Annotated in this window: 14 protein-coding genes; all 14 read right to left on the bottom strand. The window is 64.6% G+C overall.

Features of this window, described 5'->3' with window-relative positions; all coding sequences use genetic code 11:
- Window positions 1-341 precede the first annotated feature (341 nt).
- The 14 genes from HEP73_RS11855 to HEP73_RS11785 all read right to left on the bottom strand — a co-directional run bounded on the left by HEP73_RS11855 (window position 342) and on the right by HEP73_RS11785 (window position 15,150).
- Window positions 342-3,863 carry a glycosyltransferase gene (locus HEP73_RS11855; protein WP_185820159.1) on the bottom strand — a complete coding sequence of 1,174 codons (3,522 nt, stop codon included), beginning with the start codon at window positions 3,861-3,863 and terminating at the stop codon, window positions 342-344.
- Between the two features lie 386 nt (window positions 3,864-4,249).
- Entirely contained in the window at window positions 4,250-5,773 is a 1,524-nt protein-coding gene (locus HEP73_RS11850) for an FkbM family methyltransferase (RefSeq protein WP_185820158.1), read from the bottom strand.
- Window positions 5,770-5,931, bottom strand: coding sequence for a hypothetical protein (locus HEP73_RS11845; RefSeq protein ID WP_185820157.1), 162 nt, complete (start codon window positions 5,929-5,931; stop codon window positions 5,770-5,772). The genes HEP73_RS11850 and HEP73_RS11845 overlap by 4 nt, the downstream gene beginning before the upstream one ends.
- A 38-nt stretch (window positions 5,932-5,969) precedes the next feature.
- Window positions 5,970-6,911: a hypothetical protein gene (locus HEP73_RS11840; RefSeq protein ID WP_255423476.1), complete on the bottom strand. Its 942-nt coding sequence runs from the start codon at window positions 6,909-6,911 to the stop codon at window positions 5,970-5,972.
- A 31-nt stretch (window positions 6,912-6,942) separates the two neighbouring features.
- Window positions 6,943-7,566 carry a UDP-3-O-(3-hydroxymyristoyl)glucosamine N-acyltransferase gene (locus HEP73_RS11830; protein ID WP_185820156.1) on the bottom strand — a complete coding sequence of 208 codons (624 nt, stop codon included), beginning with the start codon at window positions 7,564-7,566 and terminating at the stop codon, window positions 6,943-6,945.
- Window positions 7,556-8,701, bottom strand: coding sequence for an aromatic ring-hydroxylating oxygenase subunit alpha (locus HEP73_RS11825; protein WP_185820155.1), 1,146 nt, complete (start codon window positions 8,699-8,701; stop codon window positions 7,556-7,558). The genes HEP73_RS11830 and HEP73_RS11825 overlap by 11 nt, the downstream gene beginning before the upstream one ends.
- 37 nt (window positions 8,702-8,738) lie before the next feature.
- A complete protein-coding gene (locus tag HEP73_RS11820) occupies window positions 8,739-9,368 on the bottom strand; it encodes an LbetaH domain-containing protein (protein ID WP_185820154.1) in 630 nt (209 codons plus the stop codon).
- Window positions 9,365-10,504: an aromatic ring-hydroxylating oxygenase subunit alpha gene (locus HEP73_RS11815; RefSeq protein ID WP_185820153.1), complete on the bottom strand. Its 1,140-nt coding sequence runs from the start codon at window positions 10,502-10,504 to the stop codon at window positions 9,365-9,367. The genes HEP73_RS11820 and HEP73_RS11815 overlap by 4 nt, the downstream gene beginning before the upstream one ends.
- A gap of 14 nt (window positions 10,505-10,518) precedes the next feature.
- Window positions 10,519-11,175, bottom strand: a complete 657-nt coding sequence (locus HEP73_RS11810; protein ID WP_185820152.1) for a NeuD/PglB/VioB family sugar acetyltransferase — start codon at window positions 11,173-11,175, stop codon at window positions 10,519-10,521.
- Window positions 11,172-11,951, bottom strand: coding sequence for an SDR family NAD(P)-dependent oxidoreductase (locus HEP73_RS11805; protein WP_185820151.1), 780 nt, complete (start codon window positions 11,949-11,951; stop codon window positions 11,172-11,174). The genes HEP73_RS11810 and HEP73_RS11805 overlap by 4 nt, the downstream gene beginning before the upstream one ends.
- Complete coding sequence (locus tag HEP73_RS11800) at window positions 11,948-12,709, bottom strand: SDR family NAD(P)-dependent oxidoreductase (protein ID WP_185820150.1); 762 nt, start codon at window positions 12,707-12,709, stop codon at window positions 11,948-11,950. The genes HEP73_RS11805 and HEP73_RS11800 overlap by 4 nt, the downstream gene beginning before the upstream one ends.
- 2 nt (window positions 12,710-12,711) lie before the next feature.
- Window positions 12,712-13,752: a ketoacyl-ACP synthase III gene (locus HEP73_RS11795; RefSeq protein ID WP_185820149.1), complete on the bottom strand. Its 1,041-nt coding sequence runs from the start codon at window positions 13,750-13,752 to the stop codon at window positions 12,712-12,714.
- 1 nt (window position 13,753) lies between these two features.
- Complete coding sequence (locus tag HEP73_RS11790) at window positions 13,754-13,978, bottom strand: acyl carrier protein (RefSeq protein ID WP_003466862.1); 225 nt, start codon at window positions 13,976-13,978, stop codon at window positions 13,754-13,756.
- Window positions 13,975-15,150, bottom strand: coding sequence for a DegT/DnrJ/EryC1/StrS family aminotransferase (locus HEP73_RS11785; protein ID WP_185820148.1), 1,176 nt, complete (start codon window positions 15,148-15,150; stop codon window positions 13,975-13,977). The genes HEP73_RS11790 and HEP73_RS11785 overlap by 4 nt, the downstream gene beginning before the upstream one ends.
- Window positions 15,151-15,154 lie beyond the last annotated feature (4 nt).

The following is a 15,154-nucleotide window of genomic DNA, read 5'->3' as shown; positions in this document are numbered from 1 at the left end:
ACGGGGATGTCCATGCCGGGGCGGCTACCCGGGATGGATGCAAGCGGTGTGCCGAAATCCGGCGGGTGCCGATCGGCTGCATGGACGGACGGGCGGAATGCGCGGCGCATCGCAACGACACGAAGCTTCGCCCGTACCCTCATCCGCCCCTTCGGGGCACCTTCTCCCGGGGGGAGAAGGGAGCGCACGCCGTGGGAGGGCCGACGGCGGCGTCGGCTTCCCGACGCAGCCCGGCCGCGGTCTTCGCTCCCCTGGTGACGGCCGATTGACGCGCCGCGCCGGCGCGGGTCCTGGCCCGGATCAGGATGCAATCCTGGTGCCGGTTCCGGCGGCCGCTGCGCTCAGTCCGGCAGCCACGCCGCGCGCCAGGCCTGCAGGTTGGTGCCTTCCAGCATCCAGTCGCGGCGCACCGCCGCGTGCAGCGCCGTGCCGGCCGCGGCGCGCGCCTGGGCATCGGCCAGGTGCATGCGGATGGCGTTGACCCAGTCGCGGAAACGGTTCTTGACCAGGGTGGCCGGCAACCCGCTTTGGTAGGGTGGCAGGTCGCTGGCCACCACCGGGTAGCCGCAGGCGCCGTATTCGAGCAGGCGCAGATTGCTCTTGCAGCGGTTGAACAGGTTGTCTTCCAGCGGTGCCAGCGCCAGGTCCAGGCGCAGCGCGGCCAGGGCCTGCGGATAGCGTTCGAAATCCACGCCCGGGTGCACTTCGGCCACATGCGGGTGCAGCCGCTCCGGGCACATGCCCATGAACACCCAGTGCACCTCGCCGGCCAGCGCCTGCACCACGTCGGCGATCAGTTCCAGGTCGCCGGTGTGGCTGGCGCCGCCGGCCCAGCCGACCCGCGGCTTGGCGCCGGCGCTAACCCTCGCCGGCGCGGGCAGATCGCCCCACATGCGCGGATCCAGCCGGTTGTGGACCACGCGGATGTCCGCATGCAGGCCGGCCAGTGCCTCGGCCAGGGCAGGGGTGGACACCACCACCCGGTCCACCAGCGTCGCGGCGCGGCGCAGCGAGCGCAGCACGTCCTTGGGCATCTGCTCGCGATGCACGCTCTTCAGCGGCAGGTTGGGCAGGTAGTCGTCCAGTTCGTAGACCTTGAACGCGGTGCAGAAGCGGCGCATGCGCTCCATCTTCGCCAGCTCGACGTCGCCGACCCGGCGCTGCACCACCACCGCATCGGGGGCGATGCGCTCCATCTCCACCGGATCGAGCAGGCGCGCGTAGTAGACGCCGTCGATCTGCCCGGCCTCGGCCAGCGCCTGGAACGGCTGGATCACTCGGTAGTGGCCGCTGCCGAACGCGTCGCCGGGATGCGCCAGGATCCGCGGCAGCGGCTTCCACGCCAGCGGTTGCCAGGAGAATTCGGATTCGCCCAGCTTGAAGCCGCCCGGCTGCTCCAGGCCCAGGCTCGGCGAGTAGGCCGGATCGTGCGCCATGACCGGCAGCCAGCGCTGCAGCAGGGCGTCGTCCGCAGTTTCCGGACGTGACGGCGCGGGCGGTTGCAGCAGCAGCGCCTCCGGCGTCCAGACCGTCCATTCGCCCAGCGCCGCGGCGCGCAGGCACAGGTCCACGTCGGCGCCGCCGTCGGCGAAGCCAGCCGCGTCGAATCCGGACAGCCGCTCGAACAGGTCGCGCCGCACCAGCATGCAGCGCTCGGACACGGCGCTGTAGCGGTGCGCCACCTGCAGCCGGCCCATGTAGCCGGCCTGCGCCATCGGCTCGCCGGCGAAGGCATGCCCGGCGCCGGGCAACAGCCCGGGCAGCAGACCCGCGTGGGTGATGGTGGCGTCCGCGGACACGCCCTTGGCGCCGACGATGCCGACCTCCGGGCGCTGCGCATGGTTCATCAGTTCGTGCAGCCAGCGGCCCTGGACCACGGCGCTGTCGGCGTCCAGGAACAGCAGGTAGTCGCCATGCGCCTGGGTCGCGGCCAGGTTGCGCGCCTCGGCCTGGGCCACGCGCTGCTCCAGCGCGAACACGCGGATGCGGCCGTTGCCCAGTTCGGCCACCGCCTGCAGCCATTCGCCGACCGCTGGCGCGTCGCTGGCGTTGTCGACCAGCAGCAGTTCGTAGGCCGGGTAGGCGGTGTGTTCGAGCAGGCCGACCACCAGGCGCTGCAGGGCCGGCAGATTGTCCTGGGCGATGGTCACGATCGAGACCGGCGCCTGCTGCGCATGGCCATAGTCGATGCGATGCAGTCCGCCGGGCAGCGTGTCGATCCTGGCGTCGGCATAGCCGCGTGCGCGCAGATGGCTTGCGACGGCACGCTGGCGCGCCTCGGCGCCCGCGGCAGCGTCGGCCGGCGCCGCGATCAGCAGCGGCTCGGGCAGATGCACCAGGCTGGCGCCGGCATCGCGCTGGAACAGGCGCAGGATCAGTTCCAGCTCCAGCGCGCCGCCGTGATCGGGATCGAACCCGCCCAGCTCCTGCACCAGGGCGCGGCGGAACACCCAATGCCCGGCGGTCGCCAGCGGGTTGCCCAGCACCAGGTCCAGGTCCGGATCCGGGCGCAGCACCGGGGCCAGCGTCTGGCCGTCCAGCGCCAGCCATTCGTCGGCATACAGCGCGCTGCAGTGTGGCTGCTGCGCCAGTTCCAGCAGCAACCGCAGCAGGCCGCCGGTGTAGAAACGGGTGCCGGCGCTGGCGCATAGGAACCAGTCCGCGTGGCCGAGTTCGGCCAGTGCTGCGTTGCGGTCGGCGGCTTCGTCGGCGGACGCCAGTGGCAGATACCGGACCCGCGGATCCGGCCACGGCGTGGCCGTCGCGGCGCCGAGTACGACCACGCTCAGCGTGGCGAAGGCGGCGCCGTCCAGCAGCAGGCTGTGCAGGCTGGTTTCCAGCGCGGCCGCGTCGGCGTTGCGCGCGTCCAGCAGCACCGCGAGCCGCGCGCCGCCGCCCAGCTCCGCCAGGCGCGCGTCGAACAAGGCGCGCTTGGCCGGCGGCAGCTGCCGCTGCGCCTGCCAGTCGCGTAGCGCCAGCTGGGCGCGGCCGCGCGCATACGCGGCCTGGATCGCCTGCAGCAGATCGACCGGTTCGGCGTGGCCTCCGTCCAGCGGAGTCACATGAACCACGCGCGCGTCGCCGCCGCCGCGGTACCAACCCATGGCGCGCACGCCGCGGCGGAAATCGGCGTGGCCCTGGTCGCCGATCCCCGGCTGGTCGCGGCCGGCCTGGCTGTATTGGTCCTGCGACACGCGGAAGCGGGTCAACGGCCTGGCCAGCAGGGCTAGGTCGCCGCGGTGCAACAGCTTGGCGTACAGCGCCAGGTCGCCAACCCAGTGGATCACCTTGCCGTCCAGGACCATCAACTGGTCGCCGATCTCCAGCAGATCCTGGCGCCGGCACAGCACGCAACTTGGCTCGCCGATGAAATTGATGGTGTGGTCGGCGAGAAACGACAGCAGTTCGGGGCCGTCGAGCACCACGTCGCCAGCGAACGGGAAGGCGGTGGCGTGGATGTCCGGCAGCGGCGCGTCGTCGCCGTCGATGCGCAGCCGGCGCGAGGACGCCAGCACCACGCTGGGGTCGGACTGCATGGCCCGCACCAGCGCGGCGATGCAGTCAGGCTCCAGCACGTCGTCGTCGTGCAGGAACTTGACGTACTCGCCCTGCGCCAGGCCGATGCCCTTGATGGTGCTGCCGAGTTCACCCAGGCGGCTGGGATTGCGTTGGTAGCGGATCGGGAAGCGCGCGCCGGCGCGCCTACGCTCCACCGCCGCGGCGATCGTGCCATCGGGGTTGTCGTCGCAGATCACCAGTTCCAGCGCCGGGTAAGTCTGGCCCAGCACGCTTTCGAGCGTGCGTTCGAAGTACCGGAACTTGTAGGCCGGCATGACGATGCTGACCAGGGCGTTGACACTCATTGGGACGGATGGTCTCTAAGAGGGAAGAGGCGGCGGCCGCGATGTCGGCCCCCGCACGTACGGATGCCAGCGTTGTCGCCGTCAATCCGCTATGGATGCAACATGCGTGCCGCAGTCGCTCGATCAGGACCTGCGCGGCTCCGTTGCTCGGCACCCAGGAGAGGATGCAGGACCTGGATCGGCGGGCCGGTTACCTGGATCGCACCAGGCGGATTGTCGCCGCTGGCGCGAGTCCAGCTCACGTAGGCCTTGCCGGAAATCGATATAGCCCCAATCGACAGTGCTTGGCTGGTTGCTGGTAGCGAACGGGGAAGGGCGCTACCAGCAACCTTGGCGCCAGCACCGCCTCGGCGGCGCCATGGGCAATGGCATCGCAGCCCCGGCTTTTACTCCGCCCAGGGCGGCGGTGCGGCACCGGCGACGGGGGACGCATACAAAACGAGGTCGTAGTAGTGGCCTGGAGAGTGCTGGCGTAGACGGAAGTGATAGCCATCCACCAATTTGTCCAGCTGTTCCACGATGTCCAGTAAATCCTGGGCGTAGTGGTATACACAAATAGCCATGCGGGGGCGCTGGGTACGGATGAGGTGAGAGGCGCCTTCTAGTGCTCTGGCTTCAAATCCTTCGATGTCCAACTTCAGTAGCGTCAGCTTTTCCAATTCGTCGTCCAGGCATGTAGTCGCCACGGAGATTCCGCCATCCGGCGATACATGGCTGGAAACGGTGCCGGTCTCCTCGAAGCGCAGCGTCGTATGTTCGTTGGAGATGGCTTTTTTTATGACCTTGAAATTGTGCGGGGGAAGAGGGAGGCTACTTGCGATGCCCTCCAATTTCTGAAAGTTGATGCTATCGGGTTCGAAGGCGGTGATGCTTTCGTAGTGATAGCGGGATGCTTCTAAAAACTTATGGACGATGGGGCCCTGGAAGGCGCCGCCATCGCAGAAATGTTCACGCTGGCCCAGCTGGAATGTGCTGCTATCGGCGTATTCCGAAAAGTACTCGTTGATCGGCGTCGCCCAGCAGTCCAACAGGAGGCTGGAATCGTAGGTTAGGCGGAACAACAGGTTGCTGTAGAGCGTAAAAACGCTCAAATCGTCGTCCAATCGATCCGCAAAACGCAGAAATTCATCCAGGCGCAGAAGCGTCCGCTGACGGTAGACCTGTGCGGGCTCGTACACGGCGTGCAGTCCACAGTGCGCAACGGCGAGGCAGGCATCTACCCTTTCAATGCCTGCTTGCTCGCAGAGCTTGCGGGCCAAGCCCGACTCTCCTGGGCTGTAAGAAAAATCGATGGCCAATGCCTGGGAATGCTGGGCGGCCTGTTCGATGAACTGGCGCGAACTCCAACGCGGTACCCCATGAATGGTGTCGCTGCCGCTTGGCTGGTCATCAACGGCCGCAATGACATGGCTGGGGCGCTGGACGATCTGTGGGCCATAAATATTGCCAAGGCCCGAGCGCGGTTGGAGCAGAAAAAGGGGGCGCTGCTCGAAACAGGGGATCAGCGGGTCCAAGGAAGGCGCAACGCTCAGTTGCTCAATGCCCGCGCTGGTGCAGAGGTTATTTGCAAACGCCCGTCCGCGCGGGCTGCAGGAGAAATCGATAGCGATTGCATCGGCGTACTGGCCCGCCATGGCAAGAAACTCCTGACTGCTCCAGCGGGGCGCGCCGTGTATGCGGTCCAGGTGGATGCTTTGGTCATCAATTGCGGCAACAACATGGCGCAGTTCGGCAACGACTCTCGGGCCATGCACCATGCCTATATAGGACTCGGGAGCGACGAGGAATACAGGGCGGTTGGCAATCGCGGGTAGGCGCGCAATGACATCCTCAAGCGCAGGGCGCTCCTGCTCCGCAATACGTAGAATCCGTTGGCGAAGCTGGTCATTTCTGGAGTTCATGAACGTCATGTCCCGTAGGTATGAATGGGGGTGTCGTCGCAGGCGTCGAAATAGGCCTTGACAGGCACATTCCCCCAGTAGACGTGCGGCGAGCCAAGTTCATAGCTTCGTCCGGCCTTGACGCTCCCGCGTATGACGGCGCCGGTCCGCTGCAAGGAGAGTTTCATCTGCGCTGATCGGCATCGGCATCGGCAACCGCGCGCGCTTAGCGTAAGTGCCGGCGTAGGTCGTCCCAGTCCAGCAGGTCGGTGACTACACCGCGCGCGGCCAGTAGGGCTGAGTATTGCTGCAAATCGTAGGACAACGCTGTCCGCAACGAGTCGAACTTCGGTGCGTCGAAGTCGGGCTTCTGCTCATCGAAGGGTAAGTCGCGGCTGGAGAAGCCAAACTTTACGTCATCTGTCTCAGGTGCCTCGCCGATCAGCCTCGACAGGAACTTCACACGGTTCGCCTCCTCTTTCAGTTTGTCGAGTGAGACCAGTATCAGGTCTTCCGGGCGGTACCGATCGAGGAAGCTCCTAATGCCTGCGTAGTAGAAGCTAGCCACCAGGACAGACATGAAGGGGAAGCTTCGGCGAGTCATCAGGAACGCTGTTTCGTAATCCAGCCGGCCTGCGAAGTCTCCTTGACGGAGTCTATCGATCTCTGCATCGAAATGCTGCTCGACGTAACCAGAGGAAACTTGAGGGAACATGCGTAGGTGAAGGTTCTTCTGTTCCTGGTAGGGTGTGGACGCGGTGATCTCTGGCAGTCGCTTCCCATCCCAGCTCGTGGTGGTTCCAGAGGCTTTCAGGTAACTTTTGGAAAGCGCTAGCGCCTCGCTGTCCTGGAGGGCGTTGATCTTATTCATGCGGTAGCAACTCCAGGCCCGCTCGAAGGGGTTACGCAGGCATAGCACGATCCGGGTGCCATGTTCGGGCAGCCGCGAGATCGCATAGGGGCTGAGAGCGTAGCCGGAGCTGGCATCTAGCCACGGTAGTTGTGCTGGTGCCGGCAGTTGCGGCTGCGTGCCGGGAATCAGGTAGCCATGCGGTTCCTTGATGTCCTCGACCAGATACCTTGCGATCCCGTTTTCGGTCAGCCAGCCGGCCAGGGGCGTGGTCCCGCATTTCGCCATGCCGGAGAGGAATATGTAGTTAGTTTTCATTTTGCGACAGGCGCGCGGCCCGGCTCCTCCGTTACTGTCCGTAGACCAAGAGGGGTTCGTCATAGCGGGTGTCGTACACCGTGCGGCTGGGCACGTCCCGGTCATACAGGCGTGGCCAGCCCAGTTCGCAGTGGCGGCCGATCCTGACGCCAGTGCCGACTACCGCTCCCATGCGCAGGATGGCGTGCGCGCCGATCTCCGTGCCGTGGCCGATGCTTACGCCGATGTCGCACCAGCATGAGGGGCGCAGATGTACGCCAGCGCCAATCTTGACCCCGCTATGCAGCACGGTGTTGTAGTCGATACGGCTGCCCGTGCCGACCACCACGCCGTCGCCGATGAAGCAGTTGCGGCCGATCACTGCATCGGCAGCGACCACGGCCGAAGTGCTGACGAAAGGCTCCAGGCTAAAACCGCGCGCCATCGCCAGCTGCATCAGTTCCATGCGCTTGAAATTGCCGAAGCGTTCGTCGAAAGCTACGAACATGGCTCCATCGGTCGGATTCAGCCCATCCAGCACGCCAAGATCGAATTCGTGTTCCGAGTCTTGTGGTACATCGATCCTGATGACCGCCTCGTCCTTACGCGCCTGCTTCCAGGCGTGAAAGGCCAGGTCGAGGTATTCGCTGCTGCCGATGATCCATCTAGATCTCATATTCGGTCTCCATCAGCAGCGTGTACCAGCGCTCGACCAGGCGGTTCATGGATTCATAGGCCCCCTGGGTGGGGAGCGGAGCGTCTGTGTGCAATGCCGCCTGCACCCGCTCCATGATGTCCACGTCTTCGCCAACCACCACTTTGCTGCCGTGCATCTGCGCCAGTAGCACTTGACTGGAAGAACCGTAAGGCTGTTTCCTGCGTGCGCTAAACCAATAGATTTCCAGGTCGGTCCGGTCCGGCGCGATGGGGATGTGGTGTTCTAGGGTGAAAGAATGGCCGCCGTTGGAACTGGCGATATGCATGTTCGGGAAGGCCAACCAGTTGAAGTAGGCATCCTGCTCGCCCCAGCGTTCCACTTTATCGTGCCAGGCGAAGTGCTTAAGGTTGGGTATGGGGGCTTCCGGGCCGCCGAAACTGAAACGGCGCATCTCTCGCCTCAAGGCGGCGAGCGAGCTGTCTTGCAAAGCTTCCATGGACTCCTTGGCTTGTTCTTCGTTTACCTCGGCAAAGAAGCTGACACTCTTGGCTAAGGTCTTAGGGTGGACGAAGCGCGGGTGATTGGCATCCCGAAGATTTTCGTAAGCGAGTTTCCAGTTGTACCGGCCACGCCATGTGGTCACCATGACCTCAGTGTCATAGGCGTTGGAACTACTTTCCAGCAAAGCGATGAAGTCTGCCGAAAACTGCTCCTCGATTGGCATTGGGTTGGGATCGAGGTTGACAAACAACAGGTTGCCGATGGCGCGCAGTGAAAATTCGCGCAGCTTCAGGTTGTCCTTTTCACTATTGTCCAGGCGATAGAGCGCATCGCAGTCCGGGATGTTCTTTACCCGGCCTTGCTCGTCGTAACTCCAGGCGTGGTAGGGGCACACCAAGGGCCGGCAACCGATAGCACCGGTTTGAATCAGTGCACTGCGGTGGAGGCAGACGTTCTCGAACGCACGGATTTGGCCGTGGAAGTTCTGGATCACCAGGGGAATGCCCGCGATCTTGCGGGTGATAAAGCAGTTGTTTTCCCGCAGTAGCGTCTTGAGTCCTGCAAACAACCAAACCCGACGGAAGATCTTGCGCTGCTCGCGCTCAAAGATCTCCGGTGACAGGTAGTACCTGGGGTGCATTCGCGAGCGCATGAGTCACTGCCTTGTCAATCGTGTTGGCTGGTATATGTCATGGTCGTCCGCCGTTGAGAATACGTGCGCCTTGAGGCATCAAGGCATCATGAAAGCAGCGATCCGGCAGGGCAGCCGGCAACATGCTAGGCAACAGCCACTCGCAATGGCGGCCGATCTTGGCCTTGGCTGGCGCAATGCAGCCCCGGCCCAGGGTGCTGCATTGCCCGATCTCCACGTCGTGGCCGAGCAGGACGCCCGCCTGCAAGGTGACGCAAGCCCCCAGGCGCACGTTCTGCTCGACGATCACTTGCCGCTCCAGCCAGCTACCGGAACCGATGCTGCTGCCGAAAGCCAGGTTGCAACCGGGGCCGACATAGACATTGCCCATCAGGCGCACGTCGGTGTCGACGTGGGCATGCGGCGAGACAAGATTGATCGTGCGATAGCCGGCCAGGCGCACGTCGGCCAGCAACTTGTGCCGCGCATGGTTGACCGCGCGTTCGTCGAGCGCGACGAACACCTCGGTGGTGCTGGCAACGTAGCGCGCCAGCAGTTCGCCAAGATCGAAGTTGTAGTGGTCGGCCGACGTCAGCGCCAGACGCGTATGGACAAGCCCGCAGTCCTGCGCGGTACGCTGCGCCTGTTCCAGCGCAGTGCCTTCGCCCAGCAATACGAGCGACTTCATGTAGGCTCTCCCAGCACGTTGGCGCGATACCACAGATGTTGCCGCACCAGTTGGGTTTCGTAGTCGCCATGCATGAACTGCCGGGAATGGGGGCCGAGAACTGCTTGCATGCGCTCCAGTACCGCGGTGTCTTCGGCGATGACCTCGTGTTCGATGCGAATCAGCGCGCTTAGCAAGGCCGTGAAGTCCGTGCGTTCGCTTTTTCGGCGGGCGGTCATCACCCACAGGTGGTAGTCGGTTTCATGCGCGGACACTGGATCGTATTGTTGCAGTACGAAACTGTCGCCACGCACGCTGTAAAAATTCACATTGGGGTAAATGAACCAGTTATAGAAGGCCGATTCCTCGCCATAGCTATCACAAAGCGCGCTATACCAATTCTCATGTGGCGTGATCGACGCTTTTGTTGGGAAGCTCAGTTCGCTCAGGGCAGGGCGCATACACGATTGTAGAAGCTCCTGTACGTGAGACGGAACGTTAGCTGGACGTTCAACGTTAGTGGAAGGCTTAGGCGCGTCCGTCATCAGCGGGTTGAACGTCTTGGGATGGATGAACGGGACATGGTTGTAGTCCTTCACGTTCTCCATGTTCAACTTCCAGTTGTAGCGCACGCGGTGGCAGCTGTAGATGATCTGCGAATCCAGGTGCATGGACGCTGTGAGGAAGTCTTGCAAGAACTCTGGCGAGAACTGCTCCTGCAGCGGCAGTGGATCGCCCGAGAAGTTCACGAACAGCAACTGGCCGATCTGTTCCAGACGGAACTGGGTCAGGCAGATACCGGCTTTTTCTTCGGCACTGAACTGGTACAGCCCGGAATTGGGCAGTCCGCGCAGCTCGCCTTCCGCGCCGAACGACCAAGCGTGGTAAGGGCAGACCAGCGGGCGCTTGCCGTGGCGTTCGATCTGGATCGCCGACTGCCGATGCGGGCACTGGTTGAGGAAGGCGCGGATACCGGCGTCGGTGCGCTGGACCAATACCGGGACGCCAGCCACCTGGCGCGCGAAGAACTGGTTGCGTTCGCATACCATCGAGGAAAAGCCTACGAAGTTCCACAGCCTGCCGAACAGTCGCTGCTGTTCCAGGCGCAGGCTGTGCTCGCTGATGTAGTGCTCGGCATCGAGTGCGTGGCGGGTCATTGTGCGGGTCCCTGCTACTTGCTGAAGATGGTGCGTGCGGGATTGCCGGCCACCGTGACGTTGGGCGGGACATCCTTGATCACCACGCTGCCGGCGCCGATCACCGCGCCATCGCCCACCGCGACCCCTGGCAGTACGGTCGCATGCGGATGGATCGTCACGTCGTTGCCGATGCGCACGCCGCCACCGATGAACACGAAGTTGCCGATCTGCACGTAGTCACCGATGGTGACATCGTGGCCGACGATGGTGGTGGCCAGGATGGTGACGAACTCGCCGATGCTGCAGTCCGCGCCGATTCCCACGCCGACCTCGAACAGGCTGCCGCGCCCAATGGGGGTGGGCGAGGCTTCGCGCAATTGCGGGCGCAGCACGATGAAATTCGCTCCGCGTGCCAGCAGCGGCTGGCTATAACGGCGACGCGCTGCAGGGTTGCCAAGCGCGCAGACGAAAAGATCGCCGGGCTCGGGCCGGTAGGTGTCCGGGTCGCCGAGCAGCGGCCAGCGCAGACCGGAAGCGAGTTCGGTGCGGCTGTCGAGAAAGCCCTTAATGTCCCAGACGCGGCCATGGCTGGGATCTTCGTGATAGGCCATGGCGGCGATGCCGCGACCGAAGCCGCCGGCACCGACGATCAGGACGTGTTCGCGTGGCATCTCCACAGGGGTGCTCATACCAGTTCCACGCCACCGTCCATGTTGAAGGCTTGTCCGGTCACCATGATGCTGGCGTCGGAAAGGAAGTACAGGCATGCCAGCGCGATGTCCTCCGGCTGGCCGATGCCGAGCGGATAGCGCTTGGCCGTTTCCTCGAGCCACTCCTTGTCTTTGTTGACCAGGGTGGTGTCGACAAGTGCGGGGCAGAGTGCGTTCGCGCGGATCTTGCGTCGGGCCAGTTCCAGCGCCAGGGGGCGCAGCACGCCGATCAACGCCGCCTTGGCACCAGAATAGGCGCCGACGCCGACGGTGCCGGTCAGTGCGGCGATCGAGGACAGGAAGACGATCGAGCCACCGGGCCGCAGCGCCTGGCGCGCGAGCAGGTGCCGGGTCAGCATGGTCGGCGCGACGTAGTTGATCGTGGTCACTTCGTCGAAAAGGCTTTCGCTGATCAGCTTCATCGGCGACAGGCCGCGGATGCCGGCGCTATGCACCACGCCGTCGAGCGCGCCGCTATCGGCCGCCAGCCGTTGCACGGTTGCCGCGTCACCCAGGTCGCCGGCAAACATGCGGTGGCCTTCGCCGGGCAGCACGTCCAGCAGGGCCTGCAGCCGCGCCGTATCTCGGCCTGCCACGAGCAACTGGGCGCCGGCGCCTGCACACGCCTTGGCGACTGCCTCACCGATGCCCTTGGAGGCGCCGGTGATCAGCACGCGCTTGTCCTGAAGGCCGTACAGCGCATGCAGCAGGGTGGACGTTTCATCTGGAGAGGGCATGGAGTGTTCCGGGCTCATAAGCGGATCGGCATGGACGTTCCGCCGTCGATCGTCAAGGTGGTACGGGTGACCCAGCGACTGGCAGCGGAGAGCAAATACACTGCGCCCTTCGCGATTTCATCCGGGTCGATGTAGCCCAGCGGGGTCGGTCCGACTCTTTCATCCATGTTTGCAGTGCTTCCGAGCTTCCGCAGCATCGGCGTCTGCACGTAGCCTGGTGCAATGCAATTGGCGCGGATGCCATGTTTGCCCTGTTCCAGCGCCAAGGTGCGCACGGCCGCCTCCAGCGCAGCCTTCGAGGCAGCATAGCCGACGCTAGCGGGGGGCGCGGCGCGCGCGGTCAATGCCGAAATGTAGACCAGCGAAGCGCCCTCGTGCAGCCGGCGCTTGGCCAGCAACTGCTGGGTGAGGATGACCGGCGCCAGGTAGTTCACCGCCAGCATCTGCTGCAGGTGCTTTTCGGCGGCCATGCGGAACGGCACCAGCGCCGCCATGCCCGCACACGAGGCCAGGCCGTGATAGCGCTCGGTGGCCTCCAGCAGGCGCGTGCGGGTCGCTTCTTCGGTGAGGTCGCCGACGACGCTGCGGTGGCCGTGGCCGTGCAGCGCATCGGCTACGGCCTGCAGCCGTTCCGCGTCGCGCCCGTTGAGCACCAGTGTCGCACCCAGTCGCGCGCACAGCGCGGCCACGGCAGCGCCGATGCCGGAGGACGCGCCGGTCACCAGAATGGTCTTGCCCTGCAACGAGAAGGCGTCGGTAGTTGCGACAGACGTCATCGTCAGGACTCGATCAGGTCGGGGAATACGGCGCCGTCGATGTCGACCAGGCAGGTACCCCACGACAGGCCGATACCGAAGCCGCACAGCAGCACGCGCTTGCGGCCCGATTCCAGTTCCTTGTTGATGCGCGCGGTCATGGTCACCGGCAGCGAGGCGCCGCTGGTGTTGCCGAAATCACGCAGCGTCGAAGGCACTTTCTCCACCGGCAAGCCGAGCTTCTTGCGGATGGTTTCGTTGATCATCCGGTTGGCCTGGTGGAACACGAAATAGTCGATCTCGTCCTTGGACACGCCGGTGTAGTCGAGCAGTTTCTGCACAGCTGGCGGCACGCGCTGGGTGGAGAAGCTCAGCACCGCCACGCCGTCCAACTGCAGGTCTATGCCGCGGTGCCAGGCATCGTTCTCGTCGGCGCGGAACGGCATCAGATGTTGAATGCCGACCGGCTCGCGCTGGCCGCCCACCGGTAGGATGATCGCCTTGTAGCCGCTGCCGTCGCTGTTGAGGTCGAAATACATCGGCGCGGCGTCGGCGCTGAATTCCAGCGCGGTGGCGGTGCCGGAATCGGAGAAGATCGGGTCCTCCAGATTGGCGCTGCGGTCGCCCACCAGCAGCAGGCCCTTCTTGACCCCGCCGGCGGCGATCATCGAGCCCAGCAGGTTGATGCCGAACGGATAGGCCGAGCAGCCCAGGTTGACGTCGAAGGCGACGGTGGCATGCGACAGGCCCAGCCGGTCCTGCAGGATGATCGCGGTCGCCGGGATCGGATAGTCCGGCGACTGGGTGACCACGATCAGCGCATCGATTTCCTCGCGCTTCCATTGCAGCCGTTCGATCAATACCTGCGCCGCGTCGAACGCCAGGTCTGAAAAACACTGCCACTCCTGCGCCATGCGCCGGGTCTCGATGCCGATGTTGCGCACCAGCCGCTCGCGCTCGGAACGGATCTGCGGCCGGCAATCGGTCAGGTTGGAGACGATGCGCTTGGGCACGCAGGTCGCCATGCCGGCAAAGCGCACGTTGTGCAGGGTGGAAGTCGGCATGCTACGCCTCGGTCAGCTGGTAGAGGTCGCCCACGGTGACGGCGGCGGCCAGGTGCTCGCCGGTGATGGTCTTGCCGTATTCCATGTCGAACATCACGATCACGCCGAGCGCGGCGAGCGAATCCCATTCGGGAAGCTCGCGCAGCACGGTGTCCGTCGTCACCTCGACGGGAGTCTGGAAATCGGTCGCCGACAGGAAATTCTCGATAAACGTTGCTTGGCTCATTCTTGTTCCACAGGGTGGGCGGAGGAGGGGACAGTCGCCGGAGGGCGACCGCTTTTTGCAGCGGCTGGCACAGTGGCGCCGGCGATCAGGTTGGCGATGGTTTCCACGTCGCCGGCGCTCAGGCCGGGATAGATCGGCAGGCACAGCACCCGCTCGGATGCCTGCCGCGCCACCGGCAGCCCAGCCGGCGCGGCCGAGGGCAGGCCGCGGTACATCGGGAAATCGCTGATGAGCGGATAGAAGTAGCGGCGCACCAGGATCTCGTGCTCGCGCATCAGTTGATGCAGGCCGTCGCGGGTCAGCGGAAAGTCGTCCTCGATCAGGATCGGGAACGAGGCGTAGTTGGCCAGTTCCGGCGGGCGCGGCGCCAGGCAACGCACGCCGGGGACCTGCGCCAGGCGCCGCCGGTAGTCGGCATCGATCTCGTGGCGCTGCGCCAGCGCACGATCGATGTGCTGCAGTTGCAGCAGACCGAAGGCCGCGTTCACCTCGCTCATCTTGCCGTTGATGCCGGTGGCCACCACCGTGGTCTCGTCGACGAAGCCGAAGTTCTTCAGCCGGCTGATGCGCTGGTAGGTCTTTTCGTCGGGGCAGACGATGGCGCCGCCTTCGAAGGTGTTGAACACCTTGGTGGCGTGGAAGCTGAGCACGCTGAGGTCGCCGTGGCGCAGGATCGAGCCGCCGTCGTCCTTGACTCCGAACGCTTGCGCGGCGTCGTAGATGACCTTGAGGTTGTACGTGTCGGCGATGCGCTCGATCGCGGCGGTGTCGCATGGCGTGCCGTAGCAGTGCACCGGCATGATCGCGGTGGTCTGCGGGGTGATCGCGGCCTCGATCTTCTGCGGGTCCAGATTCAGCGTGACCGGGTCGATGTCCACGAACACCGGCTTGATCCCTTTCCACAGCAGCGAGTGCGCGGTGGCCACGAACGAGTAGGGCGTGGTGATCACCTCGCCGGTGACGCGCAGCGCCTGCAGTGCGGTGAGCAGGGCCAGCGTGCCGTTGGTCAGCAAGGCCAGGTGCCCCACGCCCAGGTACTCCGCCAGCGCCTTTTCCAGCGCCCGGTGCATGTCGCCGCCGTTGGTCAGGATGCGGCTGCTCCAGATCTTCTCCAGGTACGGCACGAACTCGTCCAGGGGAGGCAGCAGCGGACTGGTGACGGGAATGGGCATGGTG

Origin of the sequence: Xanthomonas sp. GW (assembly GCF_014236815.1) — a bacterium.
Taxonomy (GTDB): Bacteria; Pseudomonadota; Gammaproteobacteria; order Xanthomonadales; family Xanthomonadaceae; genus Xanthomonas_A.
This window is presented reverse-complemented; position numbering and strand designations above follow the sequence as displayed.

What these genes read in the sequence shown, in the direction of transcription:
- HEP73_RS11855 (WP_185820159.1), bottom strand. Translation starts at nt 3,863, where the DNA reads ATGAGTGTCAACGCCCTGGTCAGCATCGTCATGCCGGCCTACAAGTTC.
- HEP73_RS11850 (WP_185820158.1), bottom strand. Translation starts at nt 5,773, where the DNA reads ATGACGTTCATGAACTCCAGAAATGACCAGCTTCGCCAACGGATTCTA.
- HEP73_RS11845 (WP_185820157.1), bottom strand. Translation starts at nt 5,931, where the DNA reads ATGAAACTCTCCTTGCAGCGGACCGGCGCCGTCATACGCGGGAGCGTC.
- HEP73_RS11840 (WP_255423476.1), bottom strand. Translation starts at nt 6,911, where the DNA reads ATGAAAACTAACTACATATTCCTCTCCGGCATGGCGAAATGCGGGACC.
- HEP73_RS11830 (WP_185820156.1), bottom strand. Translation starts at nt 7,566, where the DNA reads ATGAGATCTAGATGGATCATCGGCAGCAGCGAATACCTCGACCTGGCC.
- HEP73_RS11825 (WP_185820155.1), bottom strand. Translation starts at nt 8,701, where the DNA reads ATGCGCTCGCGAATGCACCCCAGGTACTACCTGTCACCGGAGATCTTT.
- HEP73_RS11820 (WP_185820154.1), bottom strand. Translation starts at nt 9,368, where the DNA reads ATGAAGTCGCTCGTATTGCTGGGCGAAGGCACTGCGCTGGAACAGGCG.
- HEP73_RS11815 (WP_185820153.1), bottom strand. Translation starts at nt 10,504, where the DNA reads ATGACCCGCCACGCACTCGATGCCGAGCACTACATCAGCGAGCACAGC.
- HEP73_RS11810 (WP_185820152.1), bottom strand. Translation starts at nt 11,175, where the DNA reads ATGAGCACCCCTGTGGAGATGCCACGCGAACACGTCCTGATCGTCGGT.
- HEP73_RS11805 (WP_185820151.1), bottom strand. Translation starts at nt 11,951, where the DNA reads ATGAGCCCGGAACACTCCATGCCCTCTCCAGATGAAACGTCCACCCTG.
- HEP73_RS11800 (WP_185820150.1), bottom strand. Translation starts at nt 12,709, where the DNA reads ATGACGTCTGTCGCAACTACCGACGCCTTCTCGTTGCAGGGCAAGACC.
- HEP73_RS11795 (WP_185820149.1), bottom strand. Translation starts at nt 13,752, where the DNA reads ATGCCGACTTCCACCCTGCACAACGTGCGCTTTGCCGGCATGGCGACC.
- HEP73_RS11790 (WP_003466862.1), bottom strand. Translation starts at nt 13,978, where the DNA reads ATGAGCCAAGCAACGTTTATCGAGAATTTCCTGTCGGCGACCGATTTC.
- HEP73_RS11785 (WP_185820148.1), bottom strand. Translation starts at nt 15,150, where the DNA reads ATGCCCATTCCCGTCACCAGTCCGCTGCTGCCTCCCCTGGACGAGTTC.